Here is a 19,231-nt window from a genome sequence, read left to right on the forward strand (position 1 = left end):
GGGACGGCCTGCGGGCGCGGGTCGCGGCGGGCTGCCGCGGACGGACAGCAGAAAGGCCCGCATCCGATCGGATGCGGGCCTCTCATATGCTGCGGTCCTGACGGGATTTGAACCCGCGGCCTCCACCTTGACAGGGTGGCGAGCACTCCAAGCTGCTCCACAGGACCTCGCTTCGCCCCCGCACTCTCGTGCGGCTGCGAAGCAAGACTCTACAGCAGCTCAGGGGGTGCGGTCGAACCAGTGGCTCAGGGGGCCGCCTCGTCGACGGCTTTCATGATCCGCTTGTCCGAGACCGGGTACGCCGTGCCCAGCGCGTGGGCGAAATAGCTGACCCGCAGCTCCTCGATCATCCAGCGGATGTCCAGGACCTGCTGCGGCACCGGCCGCCCCTTCGGCAGCTGCTCCAGCAGCCAGGCGTACTCGTCCTGCATCTCCTTGACCTTCTCCAGCCGGGCGCGGTCCCGCTGGGCGTTGGTGGGGAGCTGCTGGAGCCGCCGGTCGACCGCCACCAGGTAGCGCATCAGGTCGGGCAGCCGCCGCGCGCCGTGGGCCGTGACGAAGCCCGGCTTGATGAGCTGGGCCAGCTGCTCCTTGACGTCGGTCAGCGACGGTACGAGCACCAGCGACGTGGTCGCCTTCAGCCGGCGCTCGCACGCCTGCCAGGCGGCGAGGACCTCCTGCACCTTGCGGATCGCGTCCAGCGTCGCGTCGACGATGTCCGCCCGCACCGCGTCGAAGAGCTTGCGGAACGATTCCTCGTCCCAGGCGGGCCCGCCGCGGGCCGCGATCAGCCGGTCCGCGGCGGCGGCCACGCAGTCCTCGAAGAGGGCCGCGATGGAGCCGTGCGGGTTCCGGGAGAGCGCGAGCTTCTGCTGGTTGGACAGCTTGTCCTGGGCGAACTTCGCCGGGTTCGACGGCAGGTTCAAGAGGATCAGCCGGCGCGTGCCGCGCCACATCGCCTGCCGCTGCTCCGGCTCGGTGTCGAAGAGCTTCACCGCCACCGACGCGCCCTCGTCGACCAGCGCCGGGTACGCCTTCACGGGCTGGCCGGCCCGCCGGGTCTCGAAGGTGCGCGGCAGCGTGCCCACCGTCCACGAGGTGAGCCCGGAGCGCTGCTCCGGGCCGCCGCCGCCGGAGGTCTCCGCGGCCTGCTCGAAGGCCTTGGTGATGGCCGCCCGCGTCTTCGGCTTGAGGGCGAGGCGCAGCGCCTCGATGTCCTTCTCCTCGGCGATCTTGCGACGGCGCTCGTCGACCACCCGGAAGGTGATCTTCAAGTGGTCGGGGACCTTGCCGAGGTCGAAGTCGTCCGGCTCCATCCGCACGCCCACCATCCGCTGCAACTCCCGCGTCAGGGTGGTCGTCAGCGGCTCCTGGAGCGGCACCGCGCGCTCCAGGAACGCCTTGGCGAAGTTCGGCGCGGGCACGTAGTTGCGGCGGATCGGCTTGGGCAGGGACCGGATCAGCTCGGTGACCAGGTCCTCGCGCAGCCCCGGGATCTGCCAGTCGAACCCCTCGGCGGACACCTGGTTGAGGACCTGGAGCGGGATGTGGACGGTCACGCCGTCGGCGTCCGCGCCCGGCTCGAACTGGTAGGTGACCTTGAACTTCAGGCCGCCCTGCCGCCAGGTGTCCGGATAGTCGTCCTTGGTGACCTGTTCGGCGTTCTCGTTGACGAGCATGGAGTGCTCGAAATTGAGCAGTTCCGGTTCCTCGCGGTGTCTGCGCTTCCACCACGAGTCGAAATGCGCCCCCGACACGACGTCGTCCGGCAGCCGCTTGTCATAGAAGTCGAAGAGCGTCTCGTCGTCCACCATGATGTCGCGGCGGCGGGCGCGCTGCTCCAGCTCCTCGACCTCGCCGAGAAGCTTCCGGTTGTCGTGGAAGAACTGGTGGTGCGTGCGCCAGTCGCCCTCCACGAGCGCGTTGCGGATGAAGAGGTCGCGGCTCGTCTCCGGGTCGATACGCCCGTAATTGACCTTCCGCTGCGCGACGATCGGCACGCCGTACAGCGTCACCCGCTCGTACGCCATCACCGCCGCCTGCTTCTGCTCCCAGTGCGGCTCGCTGTACGTGCGTTTGACCAGGTGCTGGGCGAGCGGCTCGACCCACTCCGGCTCGATCCTCGCGTTGACCCGCGCCCACAGCCGGGAGGTCTCCACCAGCTCCGCCGACATGATCCAGCGCGGCGGCTTCTTGAAGAGCGCCGACCCCGGGAACACGGCGAACTTGGCGCTGCGCGCGCCCAGATACTCGTTCTTCTCCGCCTCTTTCAGGCCGAGGTGCGAGAGCAGCCCGGAAAGGAGCGCCGTATGGACGCGGTCCGGCGCCGCGTCCTCCTCGGAGAGGTGGATGCCCATCGTCTTCGCGACCGTACGCAACTGGCTGTAGATGTCCTGCCACTCGCGTATCCGCAGATAGTTCAGGAATTCGCCGCGGCACATGCGCCGGAAAGCCGACGACGACAGCGCCTTCTGCTGCTCGCGCACATAGCGCCACAGGTTCAGGAAGGCGAGGAAGTCGCTCGTCTCGTCCTTGAACCGGGCGTGCTGCTGGTCCGCCTGCGCCTGCTTGTCGGAGGGCCGCTCGCGGGGGTCCTGGATGGAGAGCGCCGCGGCGATCACCATGACCTCGCGCACACAGCCGTTCCGGTCGGCCTCCAGCACCATCCGGGCCAGCCGCGGGTCCACCGGCAGCTGCGAGAGCTTGCGGCCCATCGGGGTGAGCCGCTTCTTCATGTCCTTCTGCTTCGGGTCGATCGCGCCCAGCTCGACCAGCAGATCCACGCCGTCCTTGATGTTGCGGCGGTCCGGCGGGTCGATGAAGGGGAACTTCTCGATGTCCCCGAGCCCGGCGGCGGTCATCTGGAGGATGACGGAGGCCAGGTTCGTACGGAGGATCTCCGGGTCCGTGAACTCCGGGCGGGAGAGGAAGTCGTCCTCGGAGTAGAGGCGGATGCAGATGCCGTCGCTCGTACGGCCGCAGCGGCCCTTGCGCTGGTTGGCGCTGGCCTGCGAGACCGGCTCGATCGGCAGCCGCTGGACCTTGGTGCGGTGGCTGTAGCGGGAGATGCGGGCCGCGCCCGGGTCGATCACGTACCGGATGCCCGGCACGGTCAGGGACGTCTCGGCGACATTGGTCGCCAGAACGATTCGCCGCCCCTGGTGGCGCTGGAAGACCCGGTGCTGCTCGGCGTGCGAAAGGCGCGCGTACAGCGGCAGGATCTCGGTGGATCTGAGCTTCTTCTTCTCCAGGGCGTCCGCGGTGTCGCGGATCTCGCGCTCGCCGGAGAGGAAGACCAGGATGTCGCCGAAGCCGTCGCCCTCGCGCTGGAGCTCGTCCACGGCGTCGCAGATCGCGGTGATCTGGTCCCGGTCGCTGTCCTCGGACCCCTCCTCCAGGAGCGGCCGGTACCGCACCTCCACGGGGTACGTACGGCCGCTGACCTCCACGATCGGCGCGGCCAGCCGCGCCTCGCCCCCGCCGCCGGCGGCGTCCACGGAGGCGAAGTCGCCGAAGTGCCGGGAGAAGCGCTCCGGGTCGATGGTCGCCGAGGTGATGACGACCTTCAGGTCCGGGCGGCGCGGCAGCAGCTGGGCCAGGTAGCCGAGGATGAAGTCGATGTTGAGGCTGCGCTCGTGCGCCTCGTCGATGATGATCGTGTCGTACTGGCGCAGCTCGCGGTCGGTCTGGATCTCCGCGAGCAGGATGCCGTCCGTCATCAGCTTCACCAGGGTGTCGCCGCCGACCTGGTCGGTGAAGCGGACCTTCCAGCCGACGGCCTCGCCCAGCGGGGTGCGCAACTCCTCGGCGATGCGCTCGGCGACGGTCCGGGCCGCGAGCCGGCGCGGCTGGGTGTGCCCGATCAGCCCCTTGATGCCGCGGCCCAGTTCCAGACAGATCTTGGGGATCTGGGTGGTCTTTCCGGAGCCGGTCTCGCCGGCGACGATCACGACCTGGTGGTCGCGGATGGCCGCCAGGATCTCGTCCTTCTTCTGGCTGACCGGCAGCTGTTCGGGGTAGCTGATCGGCGGCACGGCCTCGCGGCGGCCGGCCACCCTCAGCTCGGCCGTGTCGAGGTCGGCCGCGATCTCGGCCAGTACGGCCGAACGGGCTTCGGGTTTGCGGATGCGGCGCGCGCCGTCGAGCCGGCGGCCCAGCCGCTGCTGATCGCGCAGCATCAGGTCGGGGAGCCGCTCCAGGAGGGCGGGCAGGGCGGGTGCAGGCTGACTGGACATACGGCCTCCAGGATCTCACCTCCCGGAAAAGACTGGCGAATCATTTGTGGCCTGCGAACCCAACCGAGAATGTCCCCTATAGGTGCTTTAGCTTGGCCTTATGGATGATCAACAGGACGACCAGGAGACTTATTCGCCCGGCGAGACCCATGCGCACGGCGCCCACGGCAGGCCCCCCAGCAGGGCCGACCGGTGGACGGCCTTCAAGAACTCGCCGTTCCTGCCCGCGACGGTGCTGCTGTTCATCCTCGCCGCGGCGGCCGGACTCTTCGCCGGTTCGTACACCTACACGATGGCCAACCCCACCCCGCACCACATCCCCACGGCGGTCGTCGGCGGCCAGGACACCCCGCGGGGCAAGGCGTTCATCGGCGGCATGGAGAAGGCCCTCAACGCCTCGCTGAAGCTGCACGACTACCGGACGTACGACCAGGCCCGCCGCGCCATCGACGAGCAGCAGGTCTTCGCGGTCCTCGACGTCGCCGACGGGGGCGTCCGGTTCGACGTCTCGGGCGCCTCCGGTGCCACCGTCGCCCAGGTGCTGACCCAGACCGCCCCGAAGGTCGGCAAGGCGGTCGGGGTGCCGGTGGCCGTCAAGGACGTCAAGCCGCTCCAGGAGGGCGACCCGCGGGGGCTCGCGCTCTTCTACATCTCGCTCGCCGCCGTCATCATCGGCTTCGTCGGGGCCATCCAGCTCAGCGTGCACGCCCGGGGCCTCAACCCCGCCGAGCGGGTCGCCTTCACCGCCGCCTACTCGCTGCTCGGCGCCTTCACCATCGCCGCGGTCGTGGACTGGCTGCTGGGCGCGCTGGACCTGCCGTTCATCGAGTCCTGGCTGATCCTGGCGTTCACGATGTTCACGTCGGGCATGGTCTTCACGATGTTCAACACCCTCATCGGCCGCTGGGCGATGATCCCGACCTGGGGCGTGATGGTGCTGCTCGGCAACCCGTCCTCGGGCGGCGCCGTGTCCTGGCCGCTGCTGCCGTCCGTACTCGGCCGGATCGGCCGCTGGCTGCCGCCGGGCGCGTCCGTCAACGCGCAGCACACCGCCGTCTACTTCGGCCGGTACCAGCACGCCTTCCCGTTCGTGGTGATGGCGGTCTGGGCCGTCGTGGCCACCGCGGTCTTCTGGATCTGGCGCCACCGGCACCCCGGCGGCCGGCCCGCCGTACGTGCGCACGCGCACGCCGCCGCTTCCGGCTGAGCCGGGACGGGGCTTGTACGGGCCCGTACAAGCCCCGCCCCCGGCTCCGTACAACGCGACAGGCCCCGATCCGGGGGATCGGGGCCTGTGCCACAGGGTGTGGCTGGGGCCGGGGTCGAACCGGCGACCTATCGCTTTTCAGGCGATCGCTGAGCTACCCAGCCGCAGCGCTGACCTGCGGAGATCCGCGAGAGCCGGGGAATTTACCGTGTCTGTGTCCTGCTGAGTCCTGCTCGATCCGTCTCGATCCGGCCACCCCGTGCCGACACGTCAGCGCGAGGCGAGCCTTGGTGCTCAAGGCGGCGGCTGCGCGGGCTGTGGGCCGGTGTGACACATGATGGAGGGGGCCAAGGAGCCGGCTCCGCCGCTCGAACTGGGCATGCAGGAGCTGGAGGCCATGGAGGCCCCGGAGCGCTGGACCGGGTTCTCGGTCGGAGGCGCGATCAGCGGCGTCGCCTCGGCGAGTGCCGCGGTCGGCATCGACACCTGATGATGAGCAGTGACTGAGTGCCGATGCCGTGGCGGGCAGCACCCGCCACCACGGCGTCGGATCAGTCAGCACGGTACCGAACGCCATGAGGTAGAGGAGAGACATGAACCGCAGGAGTGCTGTCGGCACCGCCCTGTCCGTCGCCGGTCTCGGCGTACTGGTCGCACTGGCCGCCGTCGCGACCGCGTTCAAGCTGGACGGCTCGACACGTGTCATCGCGACCGCCGTGCTCGTCTGCGCTGTCGCGGGAGCATCCGCCCTCGTCGGGGCCGCCGCGGTCAGGGGCGGCTCTGCGCGACTCGGCGGTCATCGAATTCCACGGGGGTGACGAAGAGATCCGGTCGGCTCACGGCGGTCGGGGACCTTTCCTTCGCCGTCCGCCCCGGCCGTATCGCCGGTCTCCTCGGCCTGGGCGGCGCTGGCAAGGGCACCGTGCTGTGCGTCCTCCTCCTCGGCCTCACTCGGGCCGCCTCCGGGCATGCGACGCTCTTCGGGCAGATCTAGGAGGAGTTGCCGGACGCCGCTCCTCGTCCGCGCCGACTCGGGGGACCTGGTCCGCTGCCTCGGTGACGTTTCCGCAAGCGAAGACAGGGCGCCCGGGTCTCGTGAAGGCCCCGTACAACGCGACAGGCCCCGATCCGGGGGATCGGGGCCTGTGCCACAGGGTGTGGCTGGGGCCGGGGTCGAACCGGCGACCTATCGCTTTTCAGGCGATCGCTCGTACCAACTGAGCTACCCAGCCGCAGCGGTCCTGACGGGATTTGAACCCGCGGCCTCCACCTTGACAGGGTGGCGAGCACTCCAAGCTGCTCCACAGGACCTTGCATTGTGCGAAACCGGCGTGAACCAGTCTCGCACACGGTAATGCGTGCCCCCAACGGGATTCGAACCCGTGCTACCGCCTTGAAAGGGCGGCGTCCTGGGCCACTAGACGATGAGGGCTGATGGCCCACCTGGGCGCTTCGCAGCGCGTCGGGGACGTGAGAAGCATATGGGATGCGGGGAGGTATCGCCAAAACGGTTTCCCGAAGAGCTGCCAAAGGGGCCTCGGGGGGCCGCTGGGGGAGGGGGTGCGGTCCTGGGGCGGTCGCCGGGGGTCGCGCCCGGAGCGGCTTCCGCCCGGCGGGGCCGGGGCCCGTCACGGACAATGGCCGGTGTGCTGGAGATGACGCGCGAGGAGTTCGAGGAACTGGTCGCCGAGGCGCTCGACCGGATTCCGCCGGAGCTGACGAGGCTGATGGACAACGTCGCGGTGTTCGTGGAGGACGAGCCGCCCGCGGAGGAGCCGGAGCTGCTCGGGCTCTATGAGGGGACGCCGCTGACCGAGCGCGGCGAGTGGTACGCGGGGGTGCTGCCGGACCGCATCACGATCTACCGGGGGCCGACGGTGCGGATGTGCGCGTCCCGCGAAGACGTGGTCGCGGAGACGGAGGTGACGGTCGTTCACGAGATCGCCCACCACTTCGGGATCGATGACGAGCGGCTGCACGCGCTGGGGTACGGGTGAGCGGCGGCTGACCTGTGGGGTGGCGGGGCCGGGCGAACCGCGCCGGGCATGCGCGGGGCGCGTGTCCTGCGCGGGGGGAGGCCAGTTGGGCAGGGGGCCCGTGCCCCGCGACCCGAAGGTGGTCCCCATGCCCATGCGCGCGATGTCCCCGCCCGTATCCCAGGTACCCGTCGCGCTCGTCCGCGCCGCGGCCGTCGCCGTCGCGGCCATGGCCCTCGGCGGGTGCATGAGCGTGAGCGACCCGGCGAAGCCCGCGCCGTCCAAGTCGTCCGGTCACCGGGGCGGCGGGGCGCAGCCGGACGGCGGCGTGGCGAAGGGCGACGGCCAGGCGCGTACGGATACGGACACGAAGACGGCCGAGGGCGGCAAGAGCCCGCGGACCGACGGCCACGGCGGGAAACCGGCCCCCAGAGGGTCGGCGGCCGCCGCGAACGCCTCGTCCTCCGCCCCCGCCGGCGCTGCCGACCCCGCCCCCGGGAAACGGCCGGAGCGGCCGGACCGGCCGGGTACGCGGCCGAAGCCGCCGCTCCCGGGGCGGCCGGGGCCCCCGTCCGTGCCGGGCGACCCGTCCGGGCCCAAGGAGCCCCCGAAGCCGACGGACCCGGTCGAGCCGACCCCGCCGCCGACCGTCTCGCAGCCGCCCGCGTCGCCGACGTCGTCTTCGGCGGCATCGGCGCCCATGCGGGAGCCGCTGGTGTCGCCGCAGGCCGGTCCGGTGGCGTAGCGGACGTACGGCGACCGGGGGCGCGGCGGACGTACGACGGGGGCGTGCGGAGGGGCGTACGGCGGGGCGGGCGGCCGCGGTCCGCGGCCTGTGGCGGAGGCGAAACAGGGGCGACTTGCGTGGCGCGGGGTGGGGTGCGTATGGTGGTAGATCGTTTGATCCCATTTGCCCGGCGCCGAACCGAAGCGCGCCGCGTGGCGCGTTCCTTACCTTGCCGTGGCTGACCGCATAGAGGCGGTCATTTGTGAAGCCGACACGGAGCTTGGGCGCGTGCCGAGACTCCGGAAGGTTTCGCATTTCGCATGTCCATTTCCAGCACAGCAGTTTCCAGCACAGCAGTCTCCGCTGACAACGCAGTGATCCCCGAGAGCGTTGAGAGCGTCGAAGACGCGCAGCACGTCGTGAGCACCGACAGCACCGACAGCACTGAGAACACCGTGAGCACCGAGAGCGTCTCCCTGCCCGAGGCCGACGAGACCGACGAGACCGACGAGACCGCAGAAGCCGTCGAGGAGGTCGAAGAGGCCGAGGAGGACGCCGAGCCGACCGTCACCTTCGGCGAACTCGGGCTCAACGAGCACATCGTCCGCAAGCTGGCGCAGAACGGCGTCACCAAGCCGTTCCCGATCCAGGCCGCGACGATCCCGGACGCCCTGTCCGGCAAGGACATCCTCGGCCGCGGCCGTACGGGCTCCGGCAAGACCCTCTCCTTCGGCCTGCCGCTGCTGACCCAGCTGGCCGGCGGCCGCACCGAGAAGAAGCACCCCCGCGGCCTGATCCTCACCCCGACCCGCGAGCTGGCGATGCAGGTCGCCGACGCGCTCCAGCCCTACGGTGACGTGCTCGGCCTCAAGATGAAGGTCGTCTGCGGCGGCACCTCGATGGGCAACCAGATCTACGCCCTGGAGCGCGGCGTCGACGTCCTCGTCGCCACCCCGGGCCGGCTGCGCGACATCATCAACCGCGGCGCCGCCTCCCTCGACAAGGTCCAGGTCGCCGTACTCGACGAGGCCGACCAGATGGCCGACCTGGGCTTCCTCCCCGAGGTCACCGAGCTGCTCGACCTGGTGCCCAGCGACGGCCAGCGCATGCTCTTCTCCGCCACGATGGAGAACGAGATCGGCACCCTGGTCAAGCGGTACCTGACCGACCCGGTCAGCCACGAGGTCGACGCCGCCCAGGGCGCGGTCACCACCATGAGCCACCACGTGCTCGTCGTGAAGCCGAAGGACAAGGCGCCGGTCACCGCCGCCATCGCCGCCCGCAAGGGCCGCACGATCATCTTCGTACGGACCCAGCTGGGCGCCGACCGCATCGCGGAGCAGCTGATCGACTCCGGTGTCCAGGCGGACGCGCTGCACGGCGGCATGACGCAGGGCGCGCGCACCCGCACGCTGGCGGACTTCAAGGACGGTCAGGTCAACGTCCTGGTCGCCACCGACGTCGCCGCCCGCGGCATCCACGTCGACGGCATCGACCTGGTGCTCAACGTCGACCCGGCCGGCGACCACAAGGACTACCTGCACCGTTCCGGCCGTACGGCCCGCGCGGGCCAGTCCGGCACCGTCGTCTCGCTCGCCCTGCCGCACCAGCGCAAGCAGATCTTCCGGCTGATGGAGGACGCGGGCGTCGACGCCTCGCGCCACATCGTCGGCGGCGCCGGCGCGTTCGACGACGAGGTCGCCCAGATCACCGGCGCCCGCTCGCTGACCGAGGTGCAGGCGGACTCCGCGAACAACGCCGCCAAGCAGGCCGAGCGCGAGGTCCAGGACCTCGGCCGGCAGCTGGAGCGGGTGCAGCGCCGGGCGACCGAGCTGCGCGGGGAGGCGGACCGCCTGCTGGCGCGTTCGGCCCGTGAGCGCGGCGAGGACCCGGAGGCCGCCGTGGCCGCCGCCGCCGAGGCCGCCGCCACCGAGAAGGCGCAGGAGGCGGCCGCGGCCGCCGCCGCGGCGTCGGTGCCGGCCCAGGCGAACGAGCGCCGTGACGAGCGGGGCAGCTTCGACCGCCGTGACGACCGTCGCGATGACCGCCGTGACGACCGTGGTGGGCGTTCGTTCGAGCGTCGCGACGATCGTTCGGGTGGCGGTTTCAACCGTTCCGGTGGCGACCGGGAGCGTCCGAGCCGTCCGTACAACCGTGATGAGCGTCCGTCCTCCGGTGGTGGTTTCAACCGTTCCGGCGGTGACCGTCGGGACGACCGTGGTGGCCGTTCGTTCGAGCGTCGTGATGACCGTTCGGGTGGTGGTTTCAACCGTTCCGGTGGCGACCGGGAGCGTCCGAGCCGTCCGTACAACCGTGATGAGCGTCCGTCCTCCGGTGGCGGTTTCCGCCGCGATGACCGTCCGTCCACCGGTGGCGACCGTCGGGACGACCGTGGTGGCCGTTCGTTCGAGCGTCGTGATGACCGTTCGGGTGGCGGTTTCAACCGTTCCGGTGGCGACCGGGAGCGTCCGAGCCGTCCGTACAACCGCGACGAGCGTCCGTCCTCCGGTGGTGGTTTCCGTTCCGGTGGCGACCGTCCGTCCTCCGGTGGTGGCTTCCGCCGCGACGACCGTCCGACCGGCGGCTTCCGCTCCGGTGGCGGCGACCGTCCGTACAACCGCGACCGCCGCGACGAGCGCCCCGCCTCGGGCGGCGGCTTCCGCACCGGCGGCGACCGCCCGCAGGGCCGCACCTCCGGCCACCGCGGCGCCACCAGCACCGGTTCCTTCGGCCGTCGCGACGACAAGCCGCGCTGGAAGCGCAACGGCTGACATGGCTGACTGACCGCAGGGCCCGTACCGCACGCAAGTGCTGTACGGGCCCTGTGCGTTGTCCGGGCCCGAGCCGCCTCGGGCACGCCCCCGCGTGGCGCACGCCTGGACCTCGGCGGCGGTTCGCGGGGACACGACTCGGGACTCCGTGCACCGCCGGGCTATGCTGCGGGGTGCGGGCCATTAGCTCAATTGGCAGAGCAGTGGACTTTTAATCCATTGGTTCAGGGTTCGAGCCCCTGATGGCCCACCGTCATCGGTCGAGAGACCTCCTCCGACCTGCGAGACAGCGCTCCCATCGGCTCAGGCCGGTCGGGGCGCCGCTTCGTTTCCGGCTCGTGCGTGAGCGATGCGTGAGCGGGAGCGCCGGAGTCCTGGCCAAGGGGCGTTCTCCGGCGACTCCTCGGAAACGGCTGCGCCGCCTCCCTCACCGATCCGCAGGCGGCTCTGCCGCGTTTCCACCAGACCCTGTCGGTTCACTCGTGCTGAGGCCGGCCGGTCGGCGCCCATGCGGCGTGGGCGCCGACCGGGGCGTTCGTGGTCAGCGCCGGAAGGCGCCCTTGGCCCGGTCGCCGGACTGTTTCAGATCTCCGGAGATCCGGTCGCTCCTGCCCTGCCGCCGCAGCCGCTTGTTGCCGGTGTTCCTGCCGAAGCGTTCCGTGATCCGGCCTGTGAATGCCTGTGCCTTGTGCCTGATCGTCCGTCCCACGCTCATGGCTGTCCTCTGGTCGTCCGTCCACTGGATGGGTTCCCGCGCCTGATCGCCGTGCAAGCCGCCCTGTCCGCGGGCGAGGGAGGGGAAGCTGGGGTGGGTCAGCCGTGGCTACGGCCGAACCGGTGCCGGCCACCGCCGCCGCGTCCGAACCGGCGCCGGCCACCGCCGCCGCGTCCGCGCATCGTGAAGCCGATGATCCAGAGGATCAGAAGCGCGGCCGCGACGTACCACAGGATCTGCAGGGTGAAACCGAACCCGAAGACCACCAGGATCAGCAGAAAGAGAAGAATCCACAACACCGTCGCCGGGCCTCCAGATCGCTGGGAGGGTTCCTGGTTTCCGCTGGGTCCGGGCGAAACGGGAAGGCGGAATGCCGCGCCCGAACGATCCGGAGCGGCATGGCCCTACGCCGTGCTGTCCGTCAACGCCCGGCGACTTCCTCTGTCAACGCCCCTTGTCAGCACCCCTTGGGGGCTGTCGTGCCGAGTGAGCGCGGCCGAGGCCACCGGGGCGATCGGAGCTTCGGCCGGCTCGGCCGGTGGCAGGACATGGTCCTCCCACCAGGACAGGCCCATGACGGTGGCGAGCAGGACGAAGGGGGCCGAGGCCGGAACGATCAGCGCGTACATGCGTACCGCCTGTGGTCAGATGCGTGCGACGCGGCGGGCAGCGGATCGTCGCCCGCATGGAGCGCATCGAGGCCGCGCCGGGATACCGGGCGAGGGGAGGGTGCGGGAGCGGCCACGCTCGTGACGAGGCGGGCTGCGGCAGGGATGCGCACGGTGCGCCCCGGGGGCGCGAGGGCTGTTCGGCGCTGCCAGGGGCTGGGGCGGCACAGCGCACGCTAGCCCCTTCCGCATTCACTGGCCAGATGTCAAGTGGCCATCTCTGCCGGGGAGATAAGCGGTGCGTCGCACGGTATCTGCAATCTTTGGGCAGGACTATGCTGTCAAGTGAGGCCCCAGCCCCCGGCAGCGATGCACTCGTTCCGCTCTGGGGAGGCCCGTCGTGTTCGTGCTCCTGTTCATCCTCCTCGCGATCCTGGTCGGGCTCGGCTTCCTCAATGCCCTGTGGTGGGTGGCCGCGGCCGTGCTGGTCTTCGCCCTTGTCCACTACGGCAGGGGCGGTACCCGGGGCTGGAGGCGTGGGAGTGATTCCGAGTACGGGGAATACCGGGACCGCCGGGATCGCCAGGAACGCTGGGACCGCCGCTACCGACGCCAGCGCCGAGGGCGCTGGATGCGCCAGGACCGCCGGGACCGCGAACACCGCCGGTGACCTTGGGGATGCCCAACCCGATGCTCCCGGCGGCGTCGGTCAGGCTGGATACGAGGAACTCTGCGAGAGGCACCTGTCATGCGGCGGACCACCACGATCCAAGAGGAACGGTGGAATCTGAGGGCCGAGGCCACATGGGGAAGCACGCCACCGGGACGGGACGTCACCGCTCTGCGCACCGAGATCGACCAGCTGCGCCGCATGATGGCCGGCCGCGCGGTAGTCGACCAGGCATGCGGCATGGTGATGGCCCTGACCCCCTGCCGCCGCGCGGCAGCGAGGGGACTGCTGGTGGACGTTGCGCGGCAGTGCGATCTCAAACTCCGAGAGGTTGCCGCGGCCCTGGTCGCCACCACGGAGGGCAAGTCGCTTCCCGAGCGGATGGATCGGGCGTTGCGCCGTGGGCTGCGGCGGCTTCATGCGGTGGAACGGCGTTGAGCAGCGTGCTGGTGGGATGGGACCTCAGGAGGGAGACGTCATGATTCACGCAGCCGATGTCCGGGAGTGGCGCGACCTCGCCGTCATCGACACCGAGGCGCACAAGATCGGTGTCCTCGAAGCGGTCTACGTGGACACCACCACCGACGAACCGGCCATGGCCACCGTACGGACCGGACTGCCCACCCGGCACCGGTTGCTGTTCGTCCCCCTCGACGGCGCGATCGCGGGCCCGGACTACCTCAAGGTCACCTATGCCAAAGCGCTGGTGAAGACGGCCCCCTCGATCGGCACCGACGATGTCCTGCCCGCCGAGGGCGAGGAAGCGATCTTCAAGCACTACGGGCTGCCCTACGCGCCCGGCGCGGCCGGTGAGCGGCAACTCGCCCGCCGGTGAGCGCCTGTGGCGGCTCGGGGCATGCACAGGCCGTCGCTCTTGCCGCCGCGTTGTGAGGTAGGCACTACGCGTCAAGCCACCACGTCCTACGCCGCGCAGCGTGTGACGGCCGCGGCTTCGGCTCTTCTGGCTGAGGTCATCGAACTGCCCAACTCTCCGGTGCCTTCGTCCGGGTCGACCCTCGGGCGCTCCGCTCGGGTATCCCGCCGTGTGGCTCCCGGACAAGGGTCCGGCATCGTCTTCGCACGTCCGGATCCGGCCGGCGGGCACGGCTATTCGGGTTGCCGGCTCCCGGCATGGTGAGCCAGAGCGTCGGGATGGTCTGTCGTGCGCTCTCCCAGCCGAAGGATCAGTACGCGTGCCGCTGTCGGGGCGGGTGGCTGCCGGCGGATCTGTCCGATCTCCTGCCATCGCCAGCCCTCGAAGGCGGCGAGCGTGGAGTGGTGCGCAGCCGGGAGCCGGGGAGCCTGCTCGGCAGCGTAGCCCCGGACGGGCGCCGCGTCGCCGTTCGCCAGTGGCACGGGATCACGGTGGCGCGGGCAGGTAGACCGTGAGGGCGTGGCGCCTCTTGTCGAGGACGAGGGTGTCGGCGGCGGGGCTCACCTCACCGTCCCGGGTGTAGTCGGTGGCCTTTCCCACGCCGTCGATCCGCAGGTGGTCAGCGGTGGTTTCCTGGTAGACGCGGGAGCGAGCGAGGGTTCCGGTGAGGAAAGCCGCGACGAGCCGGGTGCGGGCGAAGGGATGCCTTCCGTCGACGAGGCGGAGGTCGAGGAGCCCGTCGTCAAGGGTCGGGCGGGAGGAGGGGGCGAAGCCGGGCGGGGCGTAGCGGCTGTTGCCCGCGAAGAGCAGCCACAGCCGCCGGGGCTGTCCGTCGACGGTGACGTCGATGGGGGCGCCGTCGGCGAGGACGCGGAGCAGGCCCATGGCGAGGGCCGGCCATTTGCCGAGGTACGTCTCGCGCTCCTCGCGGGCCCGGACGAGTTCGGGGTAGACGCCGATGCTGAAGGTGTTGAGGAAGTAGGTGCGGTTGCCGTCGCCGGTGATCCGGCCGAGGTCGACGGTTCCGCCGCGGCCTGCTTCCACCGCCTCGGCGGTGTCCTTCAGGGTCGGCAGCCCGAGGTCGGCGGCGAAGTGGTTGAGGGTGCCGCCGGGGAACACCGCGAGCGGCAGGCGGCTTTCGGCGGCCAGCGCGGCCGCCGCGTTGACGGTGCCGTCGCCCCCGACGACCCCGAGCGCACCGCCGCGCGCGGATACGTAGGCGGCGGCCCGCCGGAGCACGGTGTGCAGGTCCTCGCCCGCCGCGCAGAGCCGCACGTCCGCTTTCGGCAGGAGAGCGCGCAGTTCGGCTTCGGCCGGGATCTCGCTGCCGGCGTCGCTGTTGACGACCACGACCAGTCCCTCGCCGGACGGAAGGGCGGGGACCGGGATCGTCGGGCGGGCGCTGTCGGCGGGCTCGTCGCGGTGCGGCGGCCACCAGTGGCAGGTGGCCACCGCGACGCCCATGCCGAAGGCGACGTCCGTCAGAACGCGGCCCGGAGCGTGAACTCCCGCACGGAGGCGGTGAACGGCGACGCTCGCGGCGATGGGAATGAGGGCGGCCCCCAGGCGGGGTGTCTCCAAGGCGGCGGCCGTCGCGAAGGCGGCGGCACCGGCTGTGCGGTGGGAGGACGCCGCCTCGCTCGGCGGATGCCGGAGCGGCCGGCGCTTGTCGAGCACCTTGGTGGCGGTCTGGATGGCGGCCGAGGCAAGGGCCAGTGAGCCGGTGGCGCGCAAGGCGGCACGGCGGGTGCTTCGGCCGCCGGTCAAGCCCTTCACGGCCGAGGAGGCGAGCTTCGTGCGTTCGCCGAGACGCGGTTCGGGGGTGCGCATGCCGGCCGAGTACCCCTGCCGGTGGTGAACAGGCTGCTTCGAGGACGGCGCATCACGCCCCCTCGCGGGGGCACTCGGGGGCAGGGTGCGCATCGCGCGCCCATGGCCGTGGGGAGGACCCGGTGACGTCGTCTCAAGCGCAGCACAGGGGCGGGGGCGCAGGTTCTGCCGCTCATGCCGCCAAGGAGGAGACGTTGAGCGCCGCCGGCCGGGCGGCCATGCGCAAGTTCCTGCGCCAGCTGTACGTGGGCGCGCTGAGTCACCGTACGCGGCAGATCGTGACCGGTCTGGGGGTAGGCGGCGGCGTGGCGCGCGGCACGGTGTTCGCGGCGGCCGGAATCTTCATCCTGATCGCAGCCGTCCAGTTCGACGCGGACGAGGCGAAGGGGGTGGACGCCACGCTCCGCAGCTTCACGCAGACCCCGGCGGGCCCCTGGCTCTTGGTCGCCGTCGCGATCGGGCTGATTCTCTTCGGTGTCTTCTCCTTCGCCTCGGCCCGCTGGCGTCGCTTGTGAGCGCGATGCGGGGTTCCGCCCCACGAGGCGGACTGTCCGAGGGCATTGCGGGGCAGGTCGGCTCGTGGGGGTCTCCTCCGGGATCCTTCACGACCGCCCGGAATGAGCGGGTGCCGGAGGTGACGACCGGGCCCGTCGGAAGAGGTGGCGGCGCGCACCATCAGGGCGAACTCTTCGGCCATGGCGTGCCGGGCGGCGTCGTACGCAGTCCAGCCGCATTGCCGACGGTGAAGTGCGGGCCGACTCTGACTGGATCGTGCCGGCCCCGGCCGTTCACTGTTGCGGGTGCCGGCGGAGGCGTCGGCCGAGGAAGTAGTGGGCGGGGACGAGCGTGAGCCAGAACCACATGGCTGCCTGGGTGTCGACGAATGCCAGGGGGATGGAGAGGCCGAAGATCAGGACGCTGGAGCCGAGCTGGGCGGTGAAGCGGCGGCGCGCCGCGGCGGCGGATGACATGGCCGAGGGGTGCATTTGGCGTTGCGTGAGCAGCAGCAGGGTTGTGTGCACCGCGTGGATCGCGGCCATGGCGCCCGCGTAGAGGGCGACGGCTTCAGGCTGAGAGGCGTACTCGGCCAGGAGTGCGGTGGGGAAGGGCAGCACGGCGACCAGGCCGAGGCCGAGGAGGATCAGGCGGGTGACCACGGCCGTCTCTGCGGGCCGTGCGGTGAGGATGCGGCGGTGGTCACGCCAGAATCCGGCGATGAGGGCGAAGCTGAGGGCGAAGGCGCCGAGGTTGGGAAGCACATCGCCCAGGGCCTTGTGGAATGCGGCGTCTTCCAGATGCGCGGGGATCGCCACGTTGATGACGAGCAGTGTCATCGCGATGGCGTAGATGCCGTCGGACAGGACGATCAGGCGTGCCGCGCCGGGGTCGTTCTCGTGTGGGCGCCTCTCTGCCACTGACTCCGTCATGTCGACGACAGTAGGGCGTTGTACCCCGGCCGTAACGCTTCGGCCAAGCCTTGTCCGCGCTGGAGGACGCCCCGCGTCTGTGCGGCTGGCTCGGCCCACGCTCTTGCCCCGCCGTCTTCGCCGTCCCGGCCGTCTGCCGGTCAGCGCGTCGGTTACCCGGGCGTACGGTGGTCAGCGCGCCCGTCACCCTGACGTGCGCCGGTCCAGTTGCTCCAGCACCATCGGCCAGGCGTCCGCGGCCCCGTCGCGCGCCTTGTCGTGCGGGAAGCCCGCCTGGGCGAGCCGCAGGTGCGTACCTCTTCCGTGCGGCGCGAGCTCCACCGTCACCACGGTCTCCGCGCCCTCGGTGCCGCCGGCCCCGGTGACCCATGTCAGTTCGACGAGTTCGGGCCGCTTGAGCCGCAGGAACCGACCGTAGTGGGGGTGGCGGCGCACCCGGTCCTGGGATTCCGGCTTGTGCTCCGTCTCGAAGAAGAACGGCGCGTTCACCTCGGCCGCCGACATCAGCACCGACCCGGGAGCGGCGAACCAGCTGTCGAAGCGGTCGGTCCAGGCGCGGTAGAGCGTCTCGGGCGACGCGCCCATGGTGCGCTCGGCGGTCAGCCGGTAGGGGCGGTCCGACAGATCCGGGGTACGGATCGGATCATTGCTCATGAAAGCTACGTAACCATGATGAATAGTTCGGCGCGTGCCGGGGCGGAGCGCGCGACCCGCGTACTGGGCGGGCGGTCGCGCCCGGAATCCCGTCGATACGCCCCCACGCACCGCCCGAACCCCTGCTGACGTGCGGAAGCGGTATCCGCGCGGTACCGGGGCGACGTGGATGCGGAGGCACTTCGGCCGAATCTGGCCCGTGGCGTGTGTTCGCGCCGCTACGGTAAGTGCGCGGGGCCAAGTGCGCGGGGCGGGTTCGGCGAGAGCCGGGAGGTGCGGATTCATGGAGAGCTCGCGAGTGGGCGGGGGCGGCAGCGGGTGCGGGGCGCCCGCGGGGCAGCTGTCGGAGTTGCTGGACCGTGCGCAGAACGGGTTCGAGATCGACGAGCCGGTGCTCGCGCGGCTCGGCACGGCGCTGATGCACCAGGCCGAGCTCCGCTCGTACCGGCAGCGCAACGAGCCGCCCCGGCCGCTGCGGTGCAACACGTACCGGCATGTCTTCCTGCTCGCCGACGGCAGCAGCCTGCTGCTGTACGAGCTGGAGCACGACACCGGCCCCGACGAGCGCTACCTCTACGAGGTGTACGCCGAGGAGGCGGCGCTGGACCGCGCGGAGCGGCGCGTGCACGAGCGGATCGGCGGCAGCGGCCCGGCCTCCGAGGCCGAGGAGCTGCCCGGCTGGCTGGCCGAGGAGCTGCTGCTCGCCATGGTGCCGACGCAGCCGCGCCGGGAGTACGCGGCCGAGGACTCGCCGGACCACGCGCGCCGGCTGCTGCGCCGCGCGGAGAACGCGGACGGGCCCGGCGAGGTCGTCCGCGAGCTGCTCCAGGCCGCTCGGGGGCACCACATCTCGCTGATCACCAAGCCGCGGCGGCGCGGCTGCGGGCGGGACGCGACCTGGTGCCGGTTCTACGAGCACGCCTTTCTGCTGGAGGGCGGCGGCGAGGTCAGCCTCTGGGAGCTGGAGCACAACCTGACCGAGGGCGGCCGGCTGGTCTGCGAGGTCTACCTGGACGAGGCGGAGGCGGAGGTGGCCGCCGACCGGCACGCCCGCGCCCAGGGCGTCGAACTCTGATCCGATTTCCCCTGGGCCCGGCGTGTGGTGCGAGCCGGGCCCAGATCGTGCTACGGTTGTTCGAGTTGCAGTTGTGGTACCCATGAACTCGTGTGCGCCTGACGGTTATGTAGCCGAAGGCGCATTTTTGTTTTTCGCCGGTCTATTCCGGTGTGGGGCCCACCCCATTGAAGGAGATAGACATGGCATCCGGCACCGTGAAGTGGTTCAACTCGGAAAAGGGCTTCGGCTTCATCGAGCAGGACGGCGGCGGCCCCGACGTCTTCGCCCACTACTCGAACATCGCCTCCTCCGGCTTCCGTGAGCTGCTTGAGGGCCAGAAGGTGACCTTCGACGTCACGCAGGGCCAGAAGGGCCTGCAGGCGGAGAACATCGTCGGCGCCTGATCATTTGATCAGACGTATGCACCACGCAATGGGGCCCGCACCGCTGGGTGCGGGCCCCATTGCTGCTCCGCTCCAC

General features: G+C 70.9%; 20 protein-coding genes and 6 tRNA genes. 14 read left to right on the forward strand and 12 right to left on the reverse strand.

The window, feature by feature from the left end:
* Positions 1 to 92: 92 nt before the first annotated feature.
* Positions 93 to 167: transfer RNA gene (locus AC07AB_RS03995), tRNA-Asp, on the reverse strand.
* 78 nt (positions 168 to 245) lie between these two features.
* Positions 246 to 4,235: an ATP-dependent RNA helicase HrpA gene (gene hrpA / locus AC07AB_RS04000; RefSeq protein ID WP_478559521.1), complete on the reverse strand. Its 3,990-nt coding sequence runs from the start codon at positions 4,233 to 4,235 to the stop codon at positions 246 to 248.
* Positions 4,236 to 4,335: 100 nt separating this feature from the next.
* Here hrpA and AC07AB_RS04005 point away from each other — a divergent pair, with 100 nt between their 5' ends.
* Positions 4,336 to 5,442: an ABC-2 transporter permease gene (locus AC07AB_RS04005; RefSeq protein ID WP_478559523.1), complete on the forward strand. Its 1,107-nt coding sequence runs from the start codon at positions 4,336 to 4,338 to the stop codon at positions 5,440 to 5,442.
* 100 nt (positions 5,443 to 5,542) lie between these two features.
* Here AC07AB_RS04005 and AC07AB_RS04010 read toward each other — a convergent pair.
* A tRNA-Phe gene (locus tag AC07AB_RS04010) sits at positions 5,543 to 5,606 on the reverse strand.
* 170 nt (positions 5,607 to 5,776) lie between these two features.
* Here AC07AB_RS04010 and AC07AB_RS04015 point away from each other — a divergent pair.
* The 3 genes from AC07AB_RS04015 (at position 5,777) to AC07AB_RS04025 (ending at position 6,436) form a co-directional block, all read left to right on the forward strand.
* A complete protein-coding gene (locus AC07AB_RS04015) occupies positions 5,777 to 5,932 on the forward strand; it encodes a daptide-type RiPP (RefSeq protein WP_478559526.1) in 156 nt (51 codons plus the stop codon).
* A gap of 103 nt (positions 5,933 to 6,035) precedes the next feature.
* Positions 6,036 to 6,260 carry a hypothetical protein gene (locus AC07AB_RS04020; RefSeq protein WP_478559529.1) on the forward strand — a complete coding sequence of 75 codons (225 nt, stop codon included), beginning with the start codon at positions 6,036 to 6,038 and terminating at the stop codon, positions 6,258 to 6,260.
* Positions 6,257 to 6,436 (forward strand): ATP-binding cassette domain-containing protein, encoded by a 180-nt coding sequence (locus AC07AB_RS04025; protein WP_478559532.1) that lies wholly within the window; start codon positions 6,257 to 6,259, stop codon positions 6,434 to 6,436. The genes AC07AB_RS04020 and AC07AB_RS04025 overlap by 4 nt, the downstream gene beginning before the upstream one ends.
* Before the next feature lie 164 nt (positions 6,437 to 6,600).
* Here AC07AB_RS04025 and AC07AB_RS04030 read toward each other — a convergent pair.
* The 3 genes from AC07AB_RS04030 to AC07AB_RS04040 all read right to left on the reverse strand — a co-directional run bounded on the left by AC07AB_RS04030 (position 6,601) and on the right by AC07AB_RS04040 (position 6,874).
* Positions 6,601 to 6,674, reverse strand: a tRNA-Phe gene (locus AC07AB_RS04030).
* Positions 6,675 to 6,678: 4 nt separating this feature from the next.
* Positions 6,679 to 6,753 (reverse strand) — tRNA-Asp (locus AC07AB_RS04035).
* A gap of 48 nt (positions 6,754 to 6,801) precedes the next feature.
* Positions 6,802 to 6,874, reverse strand: a tRNA-Glu gene (locus AC07AB_RS04040).
* A gap of 214 nt (positions 6,875 to 7,088) precedes the next feature.
* Here AC07AB_RS04040 and AC07AB_RS04045 point away from each other — a divergent pair.
* From AC07AB_RS04045 to AC07AB_RS04060, 4 genes are all read left to right on the forward strand, one after another.
* A complete protein-coding gene (locus tag AC07AB_RS04045) occupies positions 7,089 to 7,439 on the forward strand; it encodes a metallopeptidase family protein (protein ID WP_478559535.1) in 351 nt (116 codons plus the stop codon).
* Between the two features lie 127 nt (positions 7,440 to 7,566).
* A complete protein-coding gene (locus AC07AB_RS04050; RefSeq protein WP_478559538.1) occupies positions 7,567 to 8,163 on the forward strand; it encodes a hypothetical protein in 597 nt (198 codons plus the stop codon).
* A gap of 302 nt (positions 8,164 to 8,465) precedes the next feature.
* On the forward strand, positions 8,466 to 10,916 hold the full coding sequence (locus tag AC07AB_RS04055; protein ID WP_478559541.1) for a DEAD/DEAH box helicase: 2,451 nt from the start codon (positions 8,466 to 8,468) through the stop codon (positions 10,914 to 10,916).
* Positions 10,917 to 11,093: 177 nt separating this feature from the next.
* Positions 11,094 to 11,166 (forward strand) — tRNA-Lys (locus AC07AB_RS04060).
* Between the two features lie 291 nt (positions 11,167 to 11,457).
* Here the strand turns inward: AC07AB_RS04060 and AC07AB_RS04065 are convergent.
* The 3 genes from AC07AB_RS04065 to AC07AB_RS04075 all read right to left on the reverse strand — a co-directional run bounded on the left by AC07AB_RS04065 (position 11,458) and on the right by AC07AB_RS04075 (position 12,260).
* On the reverse strand, positions 11,458 to 11,631 hold the full coding sequence (locus AC07AB_RS04065) for a CsbD family protein (RefSeq protein ID WP_478559544.1): 174 nt from the start codon (positions 11,629 to 11,631) through the stop codon (positions 11,458 to 11,460).
* Between the two features lie 98 nt (positions 11,632 to 11,729).
* Positions 11,730 to 11,930 carry a hydrophobic protein gene (locus tag AC07AB_RS04070; protein WP_478559547.1) on the reverse strand — a complete coding sequence of 67 codons (201 nt, stop codon included), beginning with the start codon at positions 11,928 to 11,930 and terminating at the stop codon, positions 11,730 to 11,732.
* A gap of 105 nt (positions 11,931 to 12,035) precedes the next feature.
* Complete coding sequence (locus AC07AB_RS04075; RefSeq protein ID WP_478559550.1) at positions 12,036 to 12,260, reverse strand: hypothetical protein; 225 nt, start codon at positions 12,258 to 12,260, stop codon at positions 12,036 to 12,038.
* A gap of 379 nt (positions 12,261 to 12,639) precedes the next feature.
* Between AC07AB_RS04075 and AC07AB_RS04080 the strand changes: the two genes are divergently transcribed.
* The 3 genes from AC07AB_RS04080 (at position 12,640) to AC07AB_RS04090 (ending at position 13,744) form a co-directional block, all read left to right on the forward strand.
* A complete protein-coding gene (locus AC07AB_RS04080; protein WP_478559553.1) occupies positions 12,640 to 12,909 on the forward strand; it encodes a hypothetical protein in 270 nt (89 codons plus the stop codon).
* Positions 12,910 to 12,987: 78 nt separating this feature from the next.
* Positions 12,988 to 13,347: an ANTAR domain-containing protein gene (locus AC07AB_RS04085; RefSeq protein WP_478559555.1), complete on the forward strand. Its 360-nt coding sequence runs from the start codon at positions 12,988 to 12,990 to the stop codon at positions 13,345 to 13,347.
* Between the two features lie 40 nt (positions 13,348 to 13,387).
* Positions 13,388 to 13,744, forward strand: a complete 357-nt coding sequence (locus AC07AB_RS04090; RefSeq protein WP_478559558.1) for a PRC-barrel domain-containing protein — start codon at positions 13,388 to 13,390, stop codon at positions 13,742 to 13,744.
* Positions 13,745 to 14,269: 525 nt separating this feature from the next.
* Here the strand turns inward: AC07AB_RS04090 and AC07AB_RS04095 are convergent.
* Positions 14,270 to 15,613 (reverse strand): diacylglycerol/lipid kinase family protein, encoded by a 1,344-nt coding sequence (locus tag AC07AB_RS04095; protein WP_478559561.1) that lies wholly within the window; start codon positions 15,611 to 15,613, stop codon positions 14,270 to 14,272.
* 194 nt (positions 15,614 to 15,807) lie between these two features.
* On the opposite strand from AC07AB_RS04095, the gene AC07AB_RS04100 reads away from it, so the two are divergent.
* Positions 15,808 to 16,128 (forward strand): DUF1206 domain-containing protein, encoded by a 321-nt coding sequence (locus tag AC07AB_RS04100; RefSeq protein WP_478559564.1) that lies wholly within the window; start codon positions 15,808 to 15,810, stop codon positions 16,126 to 16,128.
* A gap of 273 nt (positions 16,129 to 16,401) precedes the next feature.
* Here AC07AB_RS04100 and AC07AB_RS04105 read toward each other — a convergent pair whose 3' ends face one another.
* Positions 16,402 to 17,040: a TMEM175 family protein gene (locus AC07AB_RS04105; RefSeq protein WP_478559567.1), complete on the reverse strand. Its 639-nt coding sequence runs from the start codon at positions 17,038 to 17,040 to the stop codon at positions 16,402 to 16,404.
* Between the two features lie 183 nt (positions 17,041 to 17,223).
* Complete coding sequence (locus AC07AB_RS04110; protein WP_478559570.1) at positions 17,224 to 17,694, reverse strand: SRPBCC family protein; 471 nt, start codon at positions 17,692 to 17,694, stop codon at positions 17,224 to 17,226.
* A 283-nt stretch (positions 17,695 to 17,977) separates the two neighbouring features.
* Here AC07AB_RS04110 and AC07AB_RS04115 point away from each other — a divergent pair, with 283 nt between their 5' ends.
* Both AC07AB_RS04115 and AC07AB_RS04120 read left to right on the forward strand, forming a co-directional pair.
* Positions 17,978 to 18,769: a DUF6227 family protein gene (locus tag AC07AB_RS04115; protein WP_478559573.1), complete on the forward strand. Its 792-nt coding sequence runs from the start codon at positions 17,978 to 17,980 to the stop codon at positions 18,767 to 18,769.
* Positions 18,770 to 18,951: 182 nt separating this feature from the next.
* Entirely contained in the window at positions 18,952 to 19,155 is a 204-nt protein-coding gene (locus AC07AB_RS04120; RefSeq protein ID WP_478559576.1) for a cold-shock protein, read from the forward strand.
* Positions 19,156 to 19,231: the final 76 nt, after the last annotated feature.

The sequence above is a fragment of the Streptomyces sp. NPDC044033 genome (assembly GCF_056434425.1).

Excerpts from the sequence above, each read along its gene's own strand:
- AC07AB_RS04075 (WP_478559550.1), bottom strand. The coding sequence starts at position 12,260 with ATGTACGCGCTGATCGTTCCGGCCTCGGCCCCCTTCGTCCTGCTCGCC.
- AC07AB_RS04120 (WP_478559576.1), top strand. The coding sequence starts at position 18,952 with ATGGCATCCGGCACCGTGAAGTGGTTCAACTCGGAAAAGGGCTTCGGC.
- AC07AB_RS04055 (WP_478559541.1), top strand. The coding sequence starts at position 8,466 with ATGTCCATTTCCAGCACAGCAGTTTCCAGCACAGCAGTCTCCGCTGAC.
- AC07AB_RS04110 (WP_478559570.1), bottom strand. The coding sequence starts at position 17,694 with ATGAGCAATGATCCGATCCGTACCCCGGATCTGTCGGACCGCCCCTAC.
- AC07AB_RS04090 (WP_478559558.1), top strand. The coding sequence starts at position 13,388 with ATGATTCACGCAGCCGATGTCCGGGAGTGGCGCGACCTCGCCGTCATC.
- AC07AB_RS04020 (WP_478559529.1), top strand. The coding sequence starts at position 6,036 with ATGAACCGCAGGAGTGCTGTCGGCACCGCCCTGTCCGTCGCCGGTCTC.
- AC07AB_RS04015 (WP_478559526.1), top strand. The coding sequence starts at position 5,777 with ATGATGGAGGGGGCCAAGGAGCCGGCTCCGCCGCTCGAACTGGGCATG.
- AC07AB_RS04050 (WP_478559538.1), top strand. The coding sequence starts at position 7,567 with ATGCCCATGCGCGCGATGTCCCCGCCCGTATCCCAGGTACCCGTCGCG.
- AC07AB_RS04005 (WP_478559523.1), top strand. The coding sequence starts at position 4,336 with ATGGATGATCAACAGGACGACCAGGAGACTTATTCGCCCGGCGAGACC.
- AC07AB_RS04095 (WP_478559561.1), bottom strand. The coding sequence starts at position 15,613 with ATGCGCACCCCCGAACCGCGTCTCGGCGAACGCACGAAGCTCGCCTCC.
- AC07AB_RS04115 (WP_478559573.1), top strand. The coding sequence starts at position 17,978 with ATGGAGAGCTCGCGAGTGGGCGGGGGCGGCAGCGGGTGCGGGGCGCCC.
- hrpA (WP_478559521.1), bottom strand. The coding sequence starts at position 4,235 with ATGTCCAGTCAGCCTGCACCCGCCCTGCCCGCCCTCCTGGAGCGGCTC.
- AC07AB_RS04105 (WP_478559567.1), bottom strand. The coding sequence starts at position 17,040 with ATGACGGAGTCAGTGGCAGAGAGGCGCCCACACGAGAACGACCCCGGC.
- AC07AB_RS04085 (WP_478559555.1), top strand. The coding sequence starts at position 12,988 with ATGCGGCGGACCACCACGATCCAAGAGGAACGGTGGAATCTGAGGGCC.
- AC07AB_RS04065 (WP_478559544.1), bottom strand. The coding sequence starts at position 11,631 with ATGAGCGTGGGACGGACGATCAGGCACAAGGCACAGGCATTCACAGGC.